This is a genomic window from Mesorhizobium sp. M1A.F.Ca.IN.020.03.2.1 (assembly GCF_004023205.1).
Taxonomy (GTDB): Bacteria; Pseudomonadota; Alphaproteobacteria; order Rhizobiales; family Rhizobiaceae; genus Mesorhizobium.
Genome location: NZ_RZSV01000015.1, coordinates 28811 through 47650, shown reverse-complemented (window position 1 = coordinate 47650; position 18840 = coordinate 28811). Strand labels below are relative to the sequence as shown.

The following is an 18840-nucleotide window of genomic DNA, read 5'->3' as shown; positions in this document are numbered from 1 at the left end:
GCTGCAGCCGATAATGGAGATCGACCGTTGCGGCCCGCACGCCATCGTCGCGGACCATGTGCTGCTCGCCGAGGAAACGCACCCACCAGACCGACCGGGACTTGCCGGCGACCTCGTAGCCGGCCGAGCGAAGGGCTTCGCGGGCGGCAGCGAAGCCGGACGGGCAAACCAGAATATCGACGTCGCCGGACGGCTTCATGAAATGGTCGCCGTAGAGCAGTTGCTGCTGGAGCGGTCCCTTCAGGAAGACGAAGTCGATCTGCCTGTCCTGCAACACCTGATGGATGGCGATCGAATCGCCGATGGAGGCGGCATTCATCGACATGGTACGCCGGCGATACCCATCGAGCCATGCGAGCAATTCGGGAGGCGTCGGGCCGGTGGCCCCATGCGAGAGAGCCTTGAGCAAAAAGACCGCGACCTTGTTCAACCTCGCAATGTCGGTAACGTCGGCCACGCAGATTGCCGGAGCCGGCATACCGCCATGGTCGACTGCTCGCACTGTTGGATTGAAGAACAGCCGCAGACAGGCCTGCACATAGGCGACTTCGTCGGCACTGCCGGCCGCACGCAGCCTGTCGTAAGAAGCGTCCTGCACGGCCATGCCCGTTGTCGTCTCTCCGCAAAACCGCCCGCGGCGGCGTTTATACCGCAACTGCGAAGAAAAGCATCGCCAAAAAATCAGGAGCGCCATCCAGCGCCTTCCCAAGCCGCCTCGCGCCTGCAACCTGAGCGTTCATATCCGCTCATCGCCGATCACTTTTGAAGACAAATCCGGCGGCGGCGAAGTGAGCCGGCAATCTGCTATTTTCTGAAGTGTTTTCATCGCAATTCCCACATAGCCACTTAAGCTCACGAACTTACCTCAATCAAATCATATGCTTACTTAGACGGCAAAAAGGCGATGTTGAACGTTCGAGTGGTGTTCGCCCGAGATGCAAAAAGCCGACGGTGTCATCACCGACGCAGGCATGCGCAACCAAGAATTGATTACTGCCTGGTAAATCAGGCTTGACTCATAAATGTTGCCGTGCAGCAATTGCAATGCAGCATAGCAATATGCTGGCGGCATTCCGACGCCGCTTCCAGTCTTAATTGGAGAATCTCACCTTCTCCTGAGCTTGCAGCGCCCGGAGTTGTCGCAGTTGGGGCTCCGGGCGTTCTCTTTCTTCAAACGGTGAACCGGGGCCCTGTCCTGGGCTCCCTGAGGATCGCAGGCAACCGATCCCGGTCGAGGTCACGCAAGCGTTCAACAATGAGGTTTTAGGATGCACTGGAACCCATCGAACCATGACCGCGTGGTCGCGAGCGGCGATGCCGTGGCTTGTGAATTCGGCAACGGACTGGCGCTGCTCCATCTTAAATCCAACATCTACTACAGCCTGAACGGCGTCGGCGCCTACATTTGGGAGCTGATCCAGGAGCCACGACCGATCCCCGACATAACAAGCGCGGTGCTCGCCCGCTATGATGTCGGTACAGAACGCTGCAAGGCCGATGTCGAGGGCTTGCTCAAGGGACTGATCGAAGCCGGGCTTGCGAGTTTCCACCATGAGGAACTGGCCTAGGGTCCTCTCGCTTAGCGGCCCGGAGGCGCTGTTTCTGGCGCGCTGCCTGGCAGTGGTCAGCCTGGTACGGCTGGGGCTTATGCTTTCGTCCTATAATCGCATGCGCGCGCTGGTGACTCGACTGGAAGCGAGGAATGACGCTGGCATCGCCGATCTGCGGCGCGTCGCATGGGGCGTTGCCGCTGCTGCGCGATACGTGCCGGGCGCCAGCTGCCTTACCCAGGCGCTCGCCGGACAGTATCTGCTTGCCCGCCAGGGCAAGGCCTCCACGATCAGCATCGGCATCGCGCGCGACCCCGGCGCCGATCTCAAGGCGCATGCCTGGCTGATCAGCGGCGACCACATCGTGCTTGGCGGCTCGATCAACGGCTTTGCCCATCTTGTCGATCACGGACACTAGGCGATGAGCGGCGTCGCCGGAATTCTGCTCAGACAGGATGGCAGCCCAGCGGCGGCGGCCGACATCCAGCAGATGCTGGCGCGCATGCGCCACCGGGCGCGCGACGGCAGCTCATGGTGGACGGACAGACACGCAGCACTAGGCCATGCCTGGCTCAACACGACCGGCGAGCAGGGCCCTGGGCCGCTGACAATGGCCGGCGGCAAGCTCGCCATTACGGCCGATTGCCGGCTGGACAACCGCGAGGAGCTTCTGGCGCGGCTCGGTGTGCGCGACCGATCGGCCGCCGACGCCATGCTGCTGATGCACGCCTATCTCAAATGGGGCGAGGCCTGTCCGACCTACCTGCAAGGCGATTTCGCCTTCGCGGTCTGGGACGCCGAGCGCCGGGCGCTGTTTTGCGCGCGCGACCATTTCGGCGTCAAACCTTTCTACTACCACTGCGCCGACAGGCGCTTTGCCTTCGCCTCGGAGATCGGCCCACTTCTGGCGCTGGATGGTGTCGGCAGGGCTCTCAGCGAGCATCAGATTTCCGGCTTCCTCGCCGGCCTGCCGGACGATCCGCAATCCACGCTCTATGCGGAGATATTTCGCTTGCCCGCTCGGCACAGCATGACGGTGACCAACAATCAGGTCGTGCTGAGCCGCTACTGGGAGATTGAGCCCTCACAAAGGCCGCAGCGTTCGGATGCGGCGGACGAGTTCCTGCATCTTTTCGCGCGATCGGTTGAAAACCGGATGCGGGGCACTCCGTCCGTCGGTGCCATGCTGAGTGGTGGGCTCGATTCGTCCTCGATCGCCTGCATGGCCGGACTTCAAGCTGCGGCGACGCAGAAGCCGAAGCTCAAAACTTTCTCGCTGGTCTTCGAGAGGGGGTCTTCGATGGACGAGCGGCCCTTCATCGATGCAGTGCTGGAGCAATATGGGCTCGACGGCACGCTGATCGCGGTCGGCGACTATGCGCCCTTCGCCGAGTTTGATCGCATTCTGGAGGAACAGGAAGGGACCTTCCTGGCGCCCGGTCTGTCCTTGACCCGCAGCGTCTATCGCACCGCGAGCGCTAAGGGCGTCACAGTGCTTCTCGACGGCCACGGCGGTGACGAGGTCGTATCGCAAGGTCATGGGCATCTGCATGAGCTCGCCCATCGCGGCAGGTGGCTGGAGCTGTGGCGCGAGCTGCACAGTGCCGCCAACACCTATGGCGACGGGATGCTGCCTCTTTACTTCAAGTTCCTCGCCGCCTACGGGGCGGCCTGGCGGATTGCCAGGATGAGGGCGAAGGCCAGGCGTCTTCTCGGAAAACTGCGGCGCAGACCCTTCGATGCACCGCGCGCGGCGTGGGCAGGACTGGTCAATCCGGAGCTTGCCAGGCGTACCGATCTCACCGAACGTTTCCATCGCGCGGCCTTTATGCCCGCCAATGTCAGCACCAGCGAAGCGCTCACCCATCGCTGGCTTTTGTCCACCGGGCTGGTGCCCCATGCTTTCGAGGTTCTCGACAAGGCCGCCGCCAATTTCGGCATCGAGCCGCGCTATCCGTTCTGGGACAAGCCGCTGGTCGAATTCTGCCTGGCACTGCCGGGCGAGGAAAAGCTGCGCAACGGCTTCGGCCGCCATGTGCTGCGCCGGGCTATGGAAGGCGTGCTGCCGCCCGCGGTGCAGTGGCGGCGCGACAAGATCGATTTCACCGCCAGCCTGGTCAAAGGCATGATCGTCAACCATCGCGATCTGCTGGACCGGCTGCTGGTGTCGGACAACGACTTGATCGCCGCCTATGTCAATCTGTCCGAGGTGAACGCGGTCTATGCGCGCATGCTGCAGCGGCCCGAGCAGGCGACGCTGCCCGACGTCCAGCATATCTGGCGTTCGGCCTCACTGTCGCTATGGCTGCGGCAGGTCCAACAGCATGGAAGCCCTGCATGAACTCTCCAGCCGCTTCTCTTGCCGCGAGGCCCGGCTCCACCATCGAAGCGGCCCCTCGAAACGGGCGTGCCCGTCGGTTCTACAAGGCGTACGGCCTGACGATCGGGTCGGAGGTGGCTTTGCCGGAACTGGAACCGACCGCGCCGGCAACACCGGACATCGAGATAGCTGTTGGGCCGATCGATTTTCCGGAGGCTGCATTGGCGAACGCCGCGGTCTTTCGCTTCGAGCCGACACGCCAGTACCTGTCCTGGCAAGCCGTCGGCACTTTCCTGATCAGCGATGCCTCCCGGATCGATGTCGATCCGGCGCCGGGCGTCGATGATCCGCTGCTTGCCTTCCCACTTTTGGGTCCGGTGCTGGCGCTCACGCTGCATCAGCGTGGCCTGCTCGTCCTCCACGCCAGCGCGATCGCCGTTGGCGGGCAAAGCGTGATCTTCATGGGCGACAAGGGTGCCGGCAAGTCGACTACGGCGGGCGCGATGATCCGCGCCGGTCATCTGCTGCTTACCGACGATGTCGTGGCGCTGGACCTGTCCGATCCTTCACGGCCGATGATCCTGCCCGGCTTTCCGCAGCTCAAGCTTGCAGCGGATGCCGCGAACGCCATCAGGATCGGCCGAGCGGAGGTGCGGCCGCAGGTGCATCCGCAGATCGAGAAGGCGCAGCATCGGCTGCGAGATGGATTCTCCGGCGAAGCCGTGCCGGCGGCCCGGATCTATGTGCTGGAGCGCGACGGGCAGGCGGCGATCACGCCGCTAAAGGGCACCGCCGCCCTGCCGGCGATCATCAAGTTCTCCTATGTCACTCGGTTCGGCCGGCAGGCGCTGGTCGGCGATTTCGCGTCCACGCTTCTCGAACAAAGCGCGCAGCTGGCCGGCCGGATCGGCGTCAGCCGGCTCGAAGTGCCGGCAGGCCTGGAGCGGATCGACGAGGCCGTCGCCGTGATCGAGCGCGATCTAGCCGTCGGCGCGCGGGCAAAGTGAGCAGCAGCATGGCGTGGTCCTCGAAACTTCGCCTGACACTTTTGCGGGACGTGGCCGGCTTCGGTGGTGTCATGGCGCATATCGGCGGGCAGCGCACGCTGACGGCGCTTGCTTTCCTGGTGCTCGGGAGTCTGACCGAGGGCCTTTCGATCCTGCTTTTGATCCCGCTCTTGCATCTGATCGGCAGTGCCGACCAGGATTTCGCCGTGCGCGTACCGGGCGCCTTGCGCTGGCTGGTGCCGGGCGGGACGCTCTCGCTGGCGACGGTGCTCTGCCTGCTCGTCGCTCTGGTGGCGCTGCAGGCTATGTTCAACCGCTTCAAGTCGCTCTACATGGCGCGGCTGCTCTACGACTTCGTCAACCGGGTGCGCATGAACCTGTTCGAGAGCATCGGCAAGGCGCGCTGGGGTGTCTTCACCCGCATGCGCAGCTCCGATCTCGACCACGCGCTGACCGGCGACATCGACCGCGTTCAGGCCGCAGCCTTCTCGCTGCTGATGCTTGCCCAGACGGCGCTGCTGCTTGCCGGCTATCTCGTGGTGTCGGTGTTCATCTCGCCGGTGATGACGTGCTTCGCGATCCTGATCGGCGTGCTCTTGTTCATCGCGCTGCAGCCCTTTCGCGCGCGCGCCACCGCCTACGGTCGCGTGCTGACCGGCAGCCGCCAGGACCAATACCGCACGGTGTCGGAGTTCCTCGGCGGCATCAAGGTGGCCAAGAGCCTGAATGTCGAGACGAGCTATTTCGCGCAGCTCCGCGCGACGCTGGACAAGATGAAGGCGGACAATGTCGCCTATGTCCGCAACAGCACCATCGGCACCGCGCTGTTCCAGGTCGCGAGCGTGATCGGGCTCAGCCTGTTCATCTACATCGCGCTGGTCCGCTTCCATCTCTCCCTTGCGGAAATCGTCGTGCTGCTCCTGGTCTTCATGCGGGTCGCGCCCCGCTTCATGGACATGCAGGTGCAGGCGCAGCAGATGCTGATCAACCTGCCGGCCTACACCGCCATGCAGGCCCTGCAGGCGCGCTTCGATGCCGAGCGCGAGATGGAGCCCGGCGATGCCGCGCCGAACGCAAGGCTGTCGCTCGACAGGGGCCTCGATATCCGCGACGTCTCGTTCGCCTATGGCGACGGCGATGGAAGGCCGGTGGTGAGCGGCATTAGCTTCGGCCTTCCCGCCGGCGAGGTGACGGCGCTGATCGGCCCGTCCGGTTCGGGCAAGAGCACGATCGCCGACATGCTGCTTGGGCTGCTCGAGCCGAGCCAGGGCAAGATCCTGGCGGACGGTGTCGAGATCACCGCGCAAAACCGCAGGGCCTGGCGCGGCCAGGTGGCCTATGTGCCGCAGGACGTGTTTCTGTTGCACGACACCATTGGCGCCAATCTGCGCCTGGCGGCGCCGCAGGCCGGCGACGAGGAGCTTTGGGCTGCGCTGCGCAAGGCTCATGCGGCCGACTTCGTCGAGCGGCTCGACGGGAGGCTCGAAACGGTGGTGGGCGATCGCGGCGTCAGGCTTTCCGGCGGCGAACGTCAGCGCATCGCGCTGGCACGGGCGCTGCTGCGCGAACCCTCGCTGCTCATCCTCGACGAGGCGACGAGCGCGCTCGACTGGCAGAATCAGTCGCTGATCGCTCAATCGATCGAGGAACTGCGCGGCAAGATGACTATCCTCACCATCGCGCATCGGCCGTCGATGATCGCCTTTGCCGGCTGGGTCGTGGCCATCGAGGGCGGCCGCATCGTCGAGGTCGGGCAATATCAGCGGCTGAAAGCAAAGTCGGGCAGCCGGCTGGCCAGGATGCTCTCCGGCGAACGGGCCGAACGGGAAACCGCAACATTGGCCGACAATACGCCGCCCCCGGCGCCGGCTGAAAGATCAGCGGAGGCTGCCGTGCCGGGCGGTTAGCTTTTCGTCATCGGGCACCTTGATGCCGCGGTCGGCCTGCCGCGCCTTGTCGGTGGGTATCGGCCCGCTCCTTGCGATCATGGCGAACACCAGAACGAAGTACCCCACCTGAATGACGACAGCGCAAATCACGGCGCGCATGATGATGGTGCCAAGCGATTCGCCGTCGAGCCAGGACCAGCCGACTACAACAGCGAGCGTGAATATCATCCCGACGATGAACTTTGGCAAAGACATGCTCGTCGGCCCGTCAACCGACACGCGCATGCAGAGGCTGTGGCTTACCCACCCGCGTAACTCCCCGTTTCGCCAGAGAGCTATTTCTGGCTGCCCAATCCGACCGGTTGCTTCCGGCCTTTCCGACCCATCCAGACTATGACAGCAACAGTTTGCCACTCTATTAAGGCGAGACCTTTGCGGCAAGGCCAAATGCACATGAAGCCAAGGGTTTCGCGGCATTGACTCTGCCATGCTGCGGCGCACACCCCTGCATCGCCACCTATTCACTATAGCGAAATCCTCGACAGTAGAATCCGAAACATTAAGCAGTATTTGATGCGATGAACTTACCTGAGCGAGTGATTCTTACGACCTGCAACCGCCGTTCGTCTGCAGCAAAGAATGCATCGCCCAAAATCAGCCCGAAAGCTGTACTACATTTCCCAAAAAACCTCTCACGTTGTCATAAACATGCCACAAAGGCCAAAATTTGGGCACGGCAGGTTTATTATTTGGTCAATTCATGACGCGAACATTTCACGCGAATGGGAAATTGTGTGTTGCGCTGCAGCATTTTTTTGGTATCGTGCCGTAAACCATCCGTTCAACGTATGGAGCTTTTGCATGAGGGACGTCGCCAAGCCGGCTAATGCGGGTTTTTCGCAGGCTGGCATTGATTTTCCACCCCCCATCGGCGGTCTGCTCAAACGCAGTTTCGATATCGTCGGTTCCCTGGCGGGTCTGGTCCTGCTCAGCCCGCTCTTTCTGATGGTCGCCCTGCTGGTCAAGCTTTCCGACCGCGGCCCGATCTTCTACGGCCACAAGCGGATCGGTCGCGGCGGAAGGATTTTCGCCTGCCTCAAATTCCGCACCATGGTGCAGGATGGCGAGAAGGTGCTCGCCGCGCATCTGGCGGCCAATCCGGATGCCGCCGCCGAATGGGCGGCGACGCGCAAGCTGAAGGACGATCCGCGAGTGACGCGTGTCGGCGCGGTGCTGCGGAAGCTCAGCCTCGACGAGCTGCCGCAAATCATCAACATCCTGCAGGGCGACATGAGCCTGGTCGGGCCCCGCCCTGTCGTACGCGACGAGCTCGAGATCTACGGCAGCGCCGCAGTCTATTATCTGAAGTCGCGCCCGGGCCTCACCGGGCTGTGGCAGGTGAGCGGGCGCAACGACGTGTCCTACGACACGCGCGTCGCCTTCGATCGCCACTATGTCGAGAACTGGTCGATGGTCGAGGACATTCGCATCATCGTCAAAACCGTGCCTGCCGTGTGGATGGCGCGCGGCAGCTATTGACCGCCAGGCCTGTCCCGCCAATCTCGGGACAGGCGTCCGGCAGTAATCTCATCGGGCGGATGGGGCTAACGCGGATCGGAAACGTTCATTGAAAAACCACCCCCTCGGACTCCTTTCCAAGGCGCCCAGCCGGTTTGCGGCCGTGGCGCTTGCCCTGTCTCTTGCGATTCCCACCATGGCGGTGGCTGGAGACTATCGTCTCGGGCCGCAGGACAAGCTCAACATCCGCATCGCCGAGTGGCAGACGGTCGACGGCACGTTCCGCGACTGGTCCTCCATCAACGGCGACTATTCGGTCGGCCCCGCCGGCACGCTCTCGGTACCGTTCGTCGGCGAGATGCAGGCGGCCGGCAAGACGACCTCGGAGATCGCTGCGGCGATCGGTCTCGCGCTGCAGCGCAAGCTGGCACTGCCCGACAAGCCTGAAGCCTCGGTCGAGATGGCGCAGTTCCGGCCATTCTACATTTCGGGCGAAGTGCAGAACCCTGGCCAGTTCCCCTACGTGCCGGACCTTACGGTACTGAAGGCGGTGAGCATCGCCGGCGGCATCCGGCGCAACGCCGATTACGGCCCTCAGCTCGGCAAGGACCTGGTCACCGCCAAGGGCAGTTTCGATATCTATGACGACCAGCGGCTGCGGTTGATCATAAAGCGTGCCCGCATCGACGCAGACCTTGCCGGCAAGACGAGCTTCGAGATTCCGAAGGAGGCTGCGGACGACCCGAGAACGCAGGCCATCGTTGCCGACGAAATGCAGATCCTCACGGCCGACCAGAAGGCGCTGAAGCTGAAGCTGGACGCGCTTGATGACCTGAAAGGCGTGCTCGAAGGCGAGATCGAATCGCTGCAGAAGAAAATCGCCAACCAGCAGCAGCAAGTGGATCTGGCGCAGCAGCAGCTCACCAGCATCGGTCCGCTGGCCCAGAAGGGCCTTGTCGCCAATGCGCGACTGCTCGATTCGAAACAGTCGGTGGCGGACCTGCAGGGCAAGATCTTGGATTATGAGACGGCCATCCTCACCGCCAAGCAATCGATCAGCAAAGCTGATCAGGACGCCATCGATGCCCGCAACACGCTCAATTCCAACCTGGCCGCGAGCCGGCAGCAGGCCGAGGCCGACCTGAACGAGGCGACGCTGAGGACTGCCATGCAGAAGGGCCTGATCGCCGCGGCCTCGGATCCCGCAATGGCGGCTGCCATAACAGGCGGCCAGGAACCGGCCCTGCTGTATTCGCTGGTGCGTGTTGCCGACGGCAAGACCAGCGAGATCGACGCCAAGGAAGACACGCCGGTGCTGCCGGGCGACGTCATCAAGGTGAAGCTGGCGCCGAGTGCCGGCGGCCCACCCATGGCCAGCCAGTAGCCGGGCGCCCGGGCCTCGCTCAGCGCGGTCCGCGGGAGGAACAAGTCAGGCTCGTTCGCGCCAAGGTGCGGGCGAGCAATCTGTTTGGACCGCTTGAAGGCATAGAATGCAGCCTGCCGCTCCGCGTCACGTCTACCTGAACCTCGACGCCATCCGCGGCGTGGCGGCGATCAGCGTGATGCTCTATCACTTCTCGCCCTTTCTGGCCGACGGCAAAGTGCTGCCGTCGAGCTATCTTGCGGTAGACCTGTTCTTCCTGCTCAGCGGCTTCGTCATCGCCCACGCTTACGACCGCAAGATCGAGAACGGCATGGGCTTCGGCACCTTCCTGGCCATCCGCTTGATACGCCTCTACCCGCTCTACCTCGCCGGCACGTTGCTCGGCTGCTTCTATCTGCTGGTCAAGAACAGGCTGATTGCGACAGAATACATGCCGTTGTCGGAGATCGGCACGCAGCTCACGACAGGCATGCTCTTCATTCCGCTGGTCGGCGATGCCTACCATACGATCTTTCCGCTCAATCCCGCTTCGTGGTCGCTGTTCTTCGAGCTGATCGTCAACATCGCCTATGCCGCCGTCTTCTTACTGCTGTCGAAACGTGTGCTGACGGTGCTGGTAGCCGTCAGCCTGGTGCTGCTGATCGTCGCCTCGGCACTTGCCGGCACGCTCGATTTCGGCTTGACCGGCAAGACCATCATCAGCGGGCTCCCGCGCGTGTCGTTCTCCTTCTTCCTCGGCGTGCTGCTCTGCCGGTCGATGGCGCACTACCAGGATGGCCTCGGCTTTCTGCGGCGGGGCTGGTGGGTCGAGGCCGCGATCCTGCTTACGCTGATCGTCTTCGCCATCGCGCCTGCGGGTGCTGCCGGGCGTGTCGCCTACGACCTCGCCTCTATCGCCGTCGTGTTCCCGCTGATGGTGGTGACCGGCGCGGTGGCACCGACGGCGCCGCGACTGGCTAGCTTCTATGGCTGGCTGGGGCGGGTCTCCTACCCGATCTACATCATCCATACGCCGATGCTGATGATCATCGCGGGGGCCGGCAAGGCCGCGTCGGTCGACCCGTTCGCGCATCATCCCTGGTTCGGCATCGTCATGGCCGCTGCGGTTATCGTCATCGCCGACATTGCCACCCGCATCTATGACGAGCCGGTGCGCCGCTTCCTGCAGCGGCAAATGCAGCGCTCGCGAGCCGTGGCCTAAAGCGCGTCGCAATCTTTCAGATTTGCTCCGCGCTCTTTTAGGTTTTTGGTCTTACGCATGTCCTTGACCCGAAACCGGTTCTCGCTTTCGGGGGACTAGGCGAAAACCGCGATCAGACCGGCGCCGGCATGTGGCCGTTGGCCGGCTTTTCATCCTGGACAGGAATGGCAACCCGCCGTCGCCGGGCAACCGGCAGCGGGTTCAGCTTGAACAGGCCATAATAGACGATGAAGGAGGCCATGAAGTAAGGGCCGAGGATCTCGACCTCGAAGAAGGAGCGGATCAGCATCAGCCCGACGGCGCCGGCGAGCACCACCGAATCGGCGCTCCAGACCCCGAACACCACCTTCGAGATATGGCCGTAGAAGGCGCGCAGGATGATCAGCGCCAGCATGGTGACGCCGACGAAGCCGATCTCGACCAGGGTCTCGATATAGGTGTTGTGGAAATGGAAGCCGGTGCGGGTCGTGATGTAGAACTCGGCCCACAACCGTTCCGGATCGGCGAACCCTTGCACCCAGTAGGCGGCATAGCCGTAGCCGAGCAGCGGGTGCAGCTGCGCCGCCTCCCAACCCTGCTGCCAGAGATAGGTGCGGCCGGTCAGCGTCGAATCCTTGCCGAAGATGCCGAGCACGACGTCCAGCAGGCCAAGGTTCAGCGCGGCCACCACGCCGGCTACCAACGCGCCGCCGCCGACCACGAACAGCACGCGGCGGTAGCGCCGCGACAGGACCCTGCTCATGGTGAGCAAGATGACGATGCCGAGCACCGCCGGCAGCGAGGCGACGGATGTCGCCGAGTGGGAGATTGCCAGCATGTATGCCGACATCAGGATGATCGGCGCGGTCCAGAAGAAGCTCAGCCAGTTGCGCCGGTAAAACATCAGGAAGACGAAAGACAAAAAGATGCCGAACGACGAGAAGAACCCGACCTGGTTCTTGGAGGCGAAGGCGCCGACGAAATTGAAAGTGCCGTCCATTATGTCCAGCGCGTAAGCGTTGACTTTCAGCGAGTAGAGCAGGACGACGAATATCCCGATCAGCGATCCCAGGACCAGCGTCCGCACGCTGATGGTGCGGGCCGCGATATAGGCACAGACGATATGCGAGGAATATTGCACCGCCGCACGCGCGCTGATGCCGGCGGCCTGCGACCAGAAGACCGACAGGCAGACATAGGTCGCGAAGAGTATCGGCAGCCAAGCGTTTGAGAGCTTCCAGGTGAAACGTCGGTAGTCGACGAAGAACAGCGGCAGCCAGACCGCGTAATAGGCGAGGATCAGGACCTGACCGAAATTGCTGGAATAGGCAAAGGCAAGAACGGAAACCGCGACGGCAAAGGCGCCATAGGCCTTGTTTGCCTCCGGATCGAGCAGAATGGATTTTGGAATCTTCATGCCGGATTTTTCGTCCGTTCAGCCTTGGAGCAATTCCAGGAAAAGTGTGTGACTGTCTTTCGTCGGGAATTGCGTAAACAACAGTTAGCGCGGTTCAGTGTCTGATAGCCGGCATGAGCCGACGTTCGGCCCTACCGGGTTCATTGTGCACTGCAGCATAATCTATCGCCCTATCGCCGGTGGCTCAACCGGAAATGTTGCCACGGGCAAAGAGGCGTTATCACAGGCATATTGCACAGCGAAAAGGCCGGAATGGGGCGGCCTGTTGCTCGTTGGCGGATGATCCTTCCCGAAAATCGATTTCGATTATGGCTCATGCGAGAACAGGTCCCCGAGCATCACCACCGAGCGCGAGCTCTTCCTGCAGTTCTTCCAGCACCGCGCGGAGGTGTAGCTGGAGGCGTGCCATGGTAATGCGGTCGTTGCAATGAGATAGGACAACCGCCTACGCTGTGAGGAGTCTATTGCGCCGGAGAGAGACGAATGGCCAAACCGCGAATCTTCCTGGGCTCGTCAGGAAAACAGAAGAAGCTGTTGCAGGCGCTGCAGCGTGGCCTTGAAGATATTGCCAATGTCGAACCCTGGACGACATCCTTCAATCCCGGGACGACAACGCTGGGGCGTCTCCTGGAGCTGACGCGCGAGGTCGACTTCGCCGCTTTCGTGTTCGCCCAGGACGACTGGACGAGCGCGAGCCAGCCGGAATCGACCACCACTATTCCCGCCCAGGCTTCTCCGCGAGACAATGTGGTTTTCGAGGCCGGCCTGTTCGGCGGGGTTCTCGGCATGCGCCGGACCTTCATCCTGCACGCGAATGGTGCCAAGCTTCCCAGCGATCTGCTCGGCCTGACGTCGGTACGCTACGGCGAGGCAGCGACCGCCGCGGAGACCAGAGCAATCAATCAAAAACTGCGAAATGCCATCGAAAATGAGGGGCGAGTCGCCCGCATAGAGGGGTTTTGGTGGCAGTTCTCCCTGTCAGAGCGCACAGCAAGGGAGCCTTCCGCGGTCAGTCTGCTGAGGATCTCGCGGGACCGCAACGGCGCGCTGGAGCTGAACGGCCGCTCATGGCAAGAGAATGGCAGCCTGTCGGCCAGATACTGGAGCGAGGCGTCGAAGGAGAAAGGAGAGTCTTCGGGCATCTTCTACTATTGGAACGGGGAACGGCCGTTGGACGCGAACGCGCCGCAGCTGCACGGGACAGGCGAGATCCGGCTGGAATCCGCCGAGCGCGCGTCCGGATATTTCACGACACGTTCGGACACGAATCCGGAGGTGAATGCGCGAACGTCCGGCGTCTATCTGCGCGCCGATCCGCAGGACTTAACCATCCTGGACGGGAACGACAATCAGCGGCGCGTGGAGTTGATCGCAGAACGGCTAAGTCACTGGAAGTCGATCAAGAATGTCTGACGACAGTGCTGGCAGTCGCGGCGAAGGCGCCGGCGCTTGACGAACGGACCGTTCGGCCCAACAGATTGTCGGGAACGTCTCGATCCCGGAACATTTGGGCGGATGCAGGCTGGGGCACTGACCGACTATACCGTAAGGCTGTTCGAGCGCGGCTATATCTGCCTGCCGCTTCGTGCCGGCGGCAAGCATCTCGACCTCGCGGCCATGGAGTATGATCCGTTGCACCTGCGGACGCTGCGCAAGGACCTGAAGGAACTGGCGTTCACCTCCATCACCTTCCAACTGGCGCAGAAGCCGCCGGGCCGCAGCGACGTCGCGCGCTGGTTTGGCGACTTTGCCGGCAATGTCGGCATATTGGGCGGATTTGGGAACCTGATGATTCTCGATTTCGATGACGACGCCGGCTACCGTGCCTGGCGGTCCGGTCACAAGGCGATTGCGAACGGCACGCCAATAGCAAAATCGCCGAGCGGATTTCATGTCTATCTAAGAACGCGGGAACCGGTGATCTCTTCCAGCCTCCATTTCGGCTGGCGCCGGGTGGGTCACGCGAAGGCGCTGGGCGGTTATGTCGTGGGCTGCCCGTCGGTGCTGAAGGACGGCTCCTCCTACAAATGGATCGAAGGCCAGTCGCCATTCGACATCGAACCTCAGGTGGTGGGCAATCTTGACAGTCTTTCGCTGCGCCCCGTGTCGGTGCTCAAGCATTGCTATGACCGCCTGCTCAAGCGTGGCTTCTTCGAACAGCAATGAGCGGCTCACCTGTGGCGGCTGACATTACCGTCGTTATCCCGGCAAGAAATGCGGCTGCAACCATCGAAGCGGCACTCGGCAGTCTGGCTTCCGACAGAGCGGTCATCCGCGAGATTCTCGTGATCGACGACGGGTCGAACGACCAGACAGCTGCGATGGCGAGGCAAAGCGCGCAACGTCACGGCTTGCCTCTGGAGGTGGTGAGCGTTCGACTGCGCAAAGCGGGCGCCGCACGCAATGTCGGACTCGAGCGGGCAAGCGGCACATCCATATTCTTTCTCGATGCCGACGACGAGGTGATGCCCGGCAGCCTGTCGCGGCTGAGCGCGGCGCTGGCAGGCCGGCCTCTCGCCGGCCTTGCCGTCGGGGCCAGCATACGGCGCACAAAAGGCCGGCCGGACAAGCTCAAGGCACCGCAGGGCTACGTCCCGGACCGGCGAGAGAATGTGCGGCGCTACCTTCGCAACGAAGTGTGGCCAATCGCGATGGGAAGCGCGCTGGTCGCCGACTGGGCGACCGCAAACCTCCGCTTTCCGGAAACGATCGGCCTCGATGAGGACACCTGCTACTGGACCGCCGTGCTGGCCCGTGCCGACGTGGTTACCGTCGAGACCCCGGTGCTGCTCTACCACCATGACGAGGAACGTATGGCGCGCCGCTTCATCACGGCACCGCGCAGGACCTTCCTTGCCATAGCGCTGGAACTGAACGGGCTGGCTGCCGTCGGGGTCGAACGGGAGGCGTTGCAGTGGCGGAAGGCCTGGATAGCTCAGCGGATCGCCCGACAGTTGATCAGGCACCGCAAGTTCGCCGATGCTGGCGGCATGATGCGCGCGGTCCGAGTGCATAAGGAGCTGGGCCGCAGTTGGAAGGCGATGCGATATCTGGCCAGGATCCGAATCGGGCGACTGACCGAGACTGAGGCTAGGATGTCGCCAATGCCCAATTCAGCGACCTCGCGCCGCACGCTGATCATATGCCACGACCCGCCGTTTCCGCCGAGGTCCGGCGCCGATCTCAGGAATTTCGGCAACGCCATGGCGGCAGCCGCGTTCGGCCCGGTCTGCCTGGCCTCGCTCCTGCCGCGAAGCAGCGACGTCCAACCTCCCGGGCCGGACATTCGCGTGACTGAGCTCATCAACAAGTCCGAACCGCGAGCGCCTTCGCTCGCCCGCTGGAGGGCCAAGGGCGAGAGCCGGATACCGCTCCCGGCGCTGGCGCGGCTCAAGGCGCTCGTGGCGGATTTTCGCCCGGATACTATTGTCGTCGAAGGCGTTGGTCTGTTCAGATTTCTCGCTCCGTTGCGGCCGATGGTCCGGCAACTCGTTCTGGACATGCACAATGTCGAATCGGATCTCGCCGGTCAGTTGCCGCGCAAGAAGCGTTGGCGGCCGTTTTCCTCAGACCTCAGGGCGCTCGAGAGAAAGGCGGCAGCCATCGTCGACCGTATCTGGGTGTGCTCGCAACGGGACCGTAAGCGGCTGGAGGCGTTTGTCCGGCCGCAAGTCCCCGTCCACATCGTGCCAAACGGCATCCCGCGAGCGGACGATCTGCCGCGGCTACTGCCGCTGCAACGAGCCGTCTCGGACGCGTTTCCGCTCATCCTTTATGTTGGCCATCTGAGCTATCAGCCGAACGTCGACGCCGCCGAGCGGCTGGGGCACACCATCTTGCCCCGCATTCGCCAGACGCTGCCGACCGCGAAGCTCGTTCTTGCCGGGCGTTCGCCCGAGTCGCGCGTTCGCGCCCTGGCAAGACTGGATGGGGTCAGTCTGGTCGAGGATCCGGACGATATCAGACCTCTGTTGTCCGTTGCCCATCTCGGCATCGTCCCGCTTGCCATGGGCGGCGGCACGCGCATCAAGATCCTCGAAGCAATGGCCTGGGGGGTCCCGGTCATTGCAACGCCGCTGGCAGCCGAGGGTCTCAACCTGATCGAGGGCGACGAGGTGCTTCTGTCGGACACCGACGAGGGATTGGCCGACATAGCGGTCAGACTTTGTTCCGACCATGCGCGCATGGCCAGCGTTCGCGCCCGGGCCCACGAGGCCGCGTGGTCGCGGTTCGGGCCGCAGGCGATCCGCGATGCCGTCGGTCAGGGCCTGGGCCTGGATGCCACCCGCGTCGACGCCGACTGTCACCAAGTTCAAGCCGTGAGCCGCGGATGATCCCGAAAATCCTGCACCAGACGTGGAAGACCGACATCGTCCCGGCCCGTTTCCAAGGCTATGTCGAGAGCTGGAAGCGGCATCATCCGGACTGGACGATGATGTTCTGGAACGATCGGACTTTGCTCGAGTTCGTGGCCGCACACTATCCCGGCTTCCTGCCGACCTTTTGCAGCTACGAATATGGCATTCTGCGCGCCGACGCGGGCCGCTATCTGCTTCTCCACCATTTCGGCGGGGTCTATGCCGATATCGATTGCGAATGCGTGGCGCCGTTCGATCCGCTCCTGGGCGAGGATCGGATCGTGTTCTGCACGGAGCCGGACGCCCACGCACGCGTGCAGGCGGACTTTCGCGGATTGCCTTACCTTCTGTTCAACGGGACCATGGCCAGCCCGCCGGGGCACCCGTTCTGGCTTCATTTGCTGTCGTTCCTGCCCGGGCTCGTCCGCGCAAAACAGGCGATCGACGCCACCGGGCCGTGCGTGCTTACCTCCGCGCAACTCGGCTATCCTGACCAGACGGCGTTTGCGATCCATCCGGCCGAATTGTACTCGCCTCTCGATTCGTCGGGAAAGCGGGCGGGCAGCGGCGGCATGACATTGTCGATCCACCACTGGGCGGGCACATGGTGGACGCCGGAGAGGCCCACCCGGTTGCGGCATAGGCTGCGCAAGTTGATCTACCAGGCCCGACACCGCCTGACGCGCGGGACTGTTTCCGATGAGCAAGCCGCCCGGCAAAGCGTCAGCCAAGCGGCCATCGCGGCGCCGCCGCCATTGGGATCCAACCTCGCCGTGCTGGTGCCGCTGCGCGATGCGGCCCAACACATAGAGCCATTCCTCGCCGCGTTGCGGCAGCTCGACTTCCCAAGAGACAAGATGAAGCTCGTCTTTTGCGAAGGCGACAGTTCAGATGGCAGCTGGGAGCGGTTGCAAGGCGCCACTGCAGCCCTGGGCAAGGACTATCGCGATGTCGTGCTGCTGCGGAAAAAACTCGGCACCGAGCTTGACCGCGACAAGCGAGCGAACCGGCAGCTGCAACGCTTCAGGCGCAGCGGCATCGCCAAGGTGCGTAACCATCTGATCGATCACGGGCTGAGAGACGAGGACGACTGGGCGCTGTGGATCGACATCGATGTCTGGCGTTTTCCAGCGGACGTCGTGACCCGGCTGATTGCAAGGGGGCACCGCATCGTCGCGCCGCACTGCGTGAAAGTCCCAGGCGGCGACAGCTTCGACCTCAACAGTTTCGTCACTGTGCGGCACAACAGAGATCATAACTACTTCCGCCATGTTCACGACGGTCTCTATCAGCCTCCGCGGCACACACATGCAAGGCTGCATATGAGCGATGTCCGCCACCTCGACAGCATCGGCCTGGACGGTGTCGGCGGCACCATGCTCTTGGTCGATGCCGCCTTGCATCGCGGCGGCCTTCGCTTTCCGGAGATCCCCTATCGCGACCTGATCGAGACCGAGAGTTTCGGTGCCCTGGCGAACGATCTCGGCATCAGGCCGATCGGACTGCCGCGGCTGGAGATACAGCACGTCCCCTGGTGAGGCCCCGCCTTTCCCAGTTTCCCTCCAGAAACAGCCGGCCGCGAAGGGCAGCGTCGCAGGTGCGCGCGGGTAGCGCCGCGCCACCATCAATCGTGCAACTCTCTCGCGATTGGCGGGCCAACGCTGAAGCCCGAGAACATCACCTCGAAGCCTTCGCGCTGCGGCGAGCAGCACATCATGCCGACGTCGACGCTCCGCGAGACCGGGAAATGGGCCAGCCGCACCGGTTTCCAGCGGCCGTCCGCGGCATCGAGGTACTGAACGCGAATGGCTTCGGCGTGGCGGGTCAGACGAATCCTCACGCCGTCGGGGTCTGTCGGAATGCTGACCAGCGACCAGTCGGAGGTGTCGTTGGTGACGACAACGGAAAAATAGGCGAGGCCGTCCGTGTATTCGATGCCGGCCTTGATCCAGTGCGTTTCGCTGAGCCGCAGCATCAGCCCGCCCTGATCGTAGAGCGCCTTGTATTCGCCCTTGACGGTGACCCCGGCGCTGAAGTCGCCCGCGACGGGACGATAGAGGAAATGGCCATTGTCGCGGCGGAAGCCGTAGAAGGTCTCGCGCCAAAAATCGGTCTCCTTGCCGGTGCGGACATGCAGCGTCCCGTCGCCGAACACATGGTGCGGCGGCGGGTTGAGCCAGGCCATTCCGGCAAAGTCAGAGGTCATGACGCCTGCCC

The 18840-nt window shown here is 63.0% G+C and carries 17 protein-coding genes; 13 read left to right on the top strand and 4 right to left on the bottom strand.

Going from position 1 to position 18840, the window contains the following annotated elements; translation table 11 throughout:
* Nucleotides 1-604 (bottom strand): nucleotidyltransferase family protein (locus EOA79_RS04755; protein WP_164893821.1); only part of this gene is annotated, 604 nt, incomplete at its 3' end.
* On the opposite strand from EOA79_RS04755, the gene EOA79_RS04750 reads away from it, so the two are divergent.
* From EOA79_RS04750 to EOA79_RS04725, 6 genes are all read left to right on the top strand, one after another.
* Nucleotides 603-815 carry a hypothetical protein gene (locus EOA79_RS04750; protein WP_127215155.1) on the top strand — a complete coding sequence of 71 codons (213 nt, stop codon included), beginning with the start codon at nt 603-605 and terminating at the stop codon, nt 813-815. The two genes, EOA79_RS04755 and EOA79_RS04750, sit on opposite strands and share 2 nt — an antisense overlap.
* Nucleotides 816-1268: 453 nt before the next feature.
* Nucleotides 1269-1568, top strand: a complete 300-nt coding sequence (locus EOA79_RS04745) for a PqqD family protein (RefSeq protein ID WP_095824331.1) — start codon at nt 1269-1271, stop codon at nt 1566-1568.
* A complete protein-coding gene (locus EOA79_RS04740; RefSeq protein WP_095824332.1) occupies nt 1552-1968 on the top strand; it encodes a lasso peptide biosynthesis B2 protein in 417 nt (138 codons plus the stop codon). The genes EOA79_RS04745 and EOA79_RS04740 overlap by 17 nt, the downstream gene beginning before the upstream one ends.
* A 3-nt stretch (nt 1969-1971) precedes the next feature.
* Nucleotides 1972-3891 carry a lasso peptide isopeptide bond-forming cyclase gene (locus EOA79_RS04735; RefSeq protein ID WP_128292919.1) on the top strand — a complete coding sequence of 640 codons (1920 nt, stop codon included), beginning with the start codon at nt 1972-1974 and terminating at the stop codon, nt 3889-3891.
* Entirely contained in the window at nt 3888-4877 is a 990-nt protein-coding gene (locus EOA79_RS04730; RefSeq protein WP_095824334.1) for a serine kinase, read from the top strand. Before EOA79_RS04735 ends, EOA79_RS04730 begins: the two co-directional genes overlap by 4 nt.
* 8 nt (nt 4878-4885) lie before the next feature.
* Entirely contained in the window at nt 4886-6784 is a 1899-nt protein-coding gene (locus EOA79_RS04725) for an ABC transporter ATP-binding protein (RefSeq protein WP_095824335.1), read from the top strand.
* Here the strand turns inward: EOA79_RS04725 and EOA79_RS04720 are convergent.
* Entirely contained in the window at nt 6755-7021 is a 267-nt protein-coding gene (locus EOA79_RS04720) for an exopolysaccharide production repressor exox (protein WP_095824417.1), read from the bottom strand. The two genes, EOA79_RS04725 and EOA79_RS04720, sit on opposite strands and share 30 nt — an antisense overlap.
* A gap of 606 nt (nt 7022-7627) precedes the next feature.
* On the opposite strand from EOA79_RS04720, the gene EOA79_RS04715 reads away from it, so the two are divergent.
* The 3 genes from EOA79_RS04715 to EOA79_RS04705 all read left to right on the top strand — a co-directional run bounded on the left by EOA79_RS04715 (nt 7628) and on the right by EOA79_RS04705 (nt 10869).
* Complete coding sequence (locus tag EOA79_RS04715) at nt 7628-8305, top strand: sugar transferase (RefSeq protein ID WP_067003431.1); 678 nt, start codon at nt 7628-7630, stop codon at nt 8303-8305.
* Nucleotides 8306-8480: 175 nt separating this feature from the next.
* Nucleotides 8481-9668 carry a polysaccharide biosynthesis/export family protein gene (locus tag EOA79_RS04710; RefSeq protein ID WP_095777021.1) on the top strand — a complete coding sequence of 396 codons (1188 nt, stop codon included), beginning with the start codon at nt 8481-8483 and terminating at the stop codon, nt 9666-9668.
* A gap of 106 nt (nt 9669-9774) precedes the next feature.
* Nucleotides 9775-10869 (top strand): acyltransferase, encoded by a 1095-nt coding sequence (locus EOA79_RS04705; RefSeq protein ID WP_128292917.1) that lies wholly within the window; start codon nt 9775-9777, stop codon nt 10867-10869.
* Between the two features lie 112 nt (nt 10870-10981).
* Here the strand turns inward: EOA79_RS04705 and EOA79_RS04700 are convergent, their stop codons facing one another.
* On the bottom strand, nt 10982-12265 hold the full coding sequence (locus tag EOA79_RS04700; protein WP_095777019.1) for an O-antigen ligase: 1284 nt from the start codon (nt 12263-12265) through the stop codon (nt 10982-10984).
* Nucleotides 12266-12748: 483 nt separating this feature from the next.
* Here EOA79_RS04700 and EOA79_RS04695 point away from each other — a divergent pair, with 483 nt between their 5' ends.
* The 4 genes from EOA79_RS04695 (at nt 12749) to EOA79_RS04680 (ending at nt 18161) form a co-directional block, all read left to right on the top strand.
* Nucleotides 12749-13678, top strand: a complete 930-nt coding sequence (locus tag EOA79_RS04695) for a TIR domain-containing protein (protein WP_095824337.1) — start codon at nt 12749-12751, stop codon at nt 13676-13678.
* A 102-nt stretch (nt 13679-13780) separates the two neighbouring features.
* The gene (locus EOA79_RS04690) at nt 13781-14431 is read left to right on the top strand and encodes a bifunctional DNA primase/polymerase (RefSeq protein ID WP_095824338.1); all 651 of its coding nucleotides are present in this window, start codon (nt 13781-13783) and stop codon (nt 14429-14431) included.
* The gene (locus tag EOA79_RS04685; RefSeq protein ID WP_095824339.1) at nt 14428-16599 is read left to right on the top strand and encodes a glycosyltransferase; all 2172 of its coding nucleotides are present in this window, start codon (nt 14428-14430) and stop codon (nt 16597-16599) included. The genes EOA79_RS04690 and EOA79_RS04685 overlap by 4 nt, the downstream gene beginning before the upstream one ends.
* Entirely contained in the window at nt 16596-18161 is a 1566-nt protein-coding gene (locus EOA79_RS04680; RefSeq protein ID WP_128292915.1) for a glycosyltransferase, read from the top strand. The genes EOA79_RS04685 and EOA79_RS04680 overlap by 4 nt, the downstream gene beginning before the upstream one ends.
* Before the next feature lie 86 nt (nt 18162-18247).
* Here EOA79_RS04680 and EOA79_RS04675 read toward each other — a convergent pair whose 3' ends face one another.
* On the bottom strand, nt 18248-18829 hold the full coding sequence (locus EOA79_RS04675) for a DUF1349 domain-containing protein (protein ID WP_095824341.1): 582 nt from the start codon (nt 18827-18829) through the stop codon (nt 18248-18250).
* Between the last annotated feature and the right edge of the window lie 11 nt (nt 18830-18840).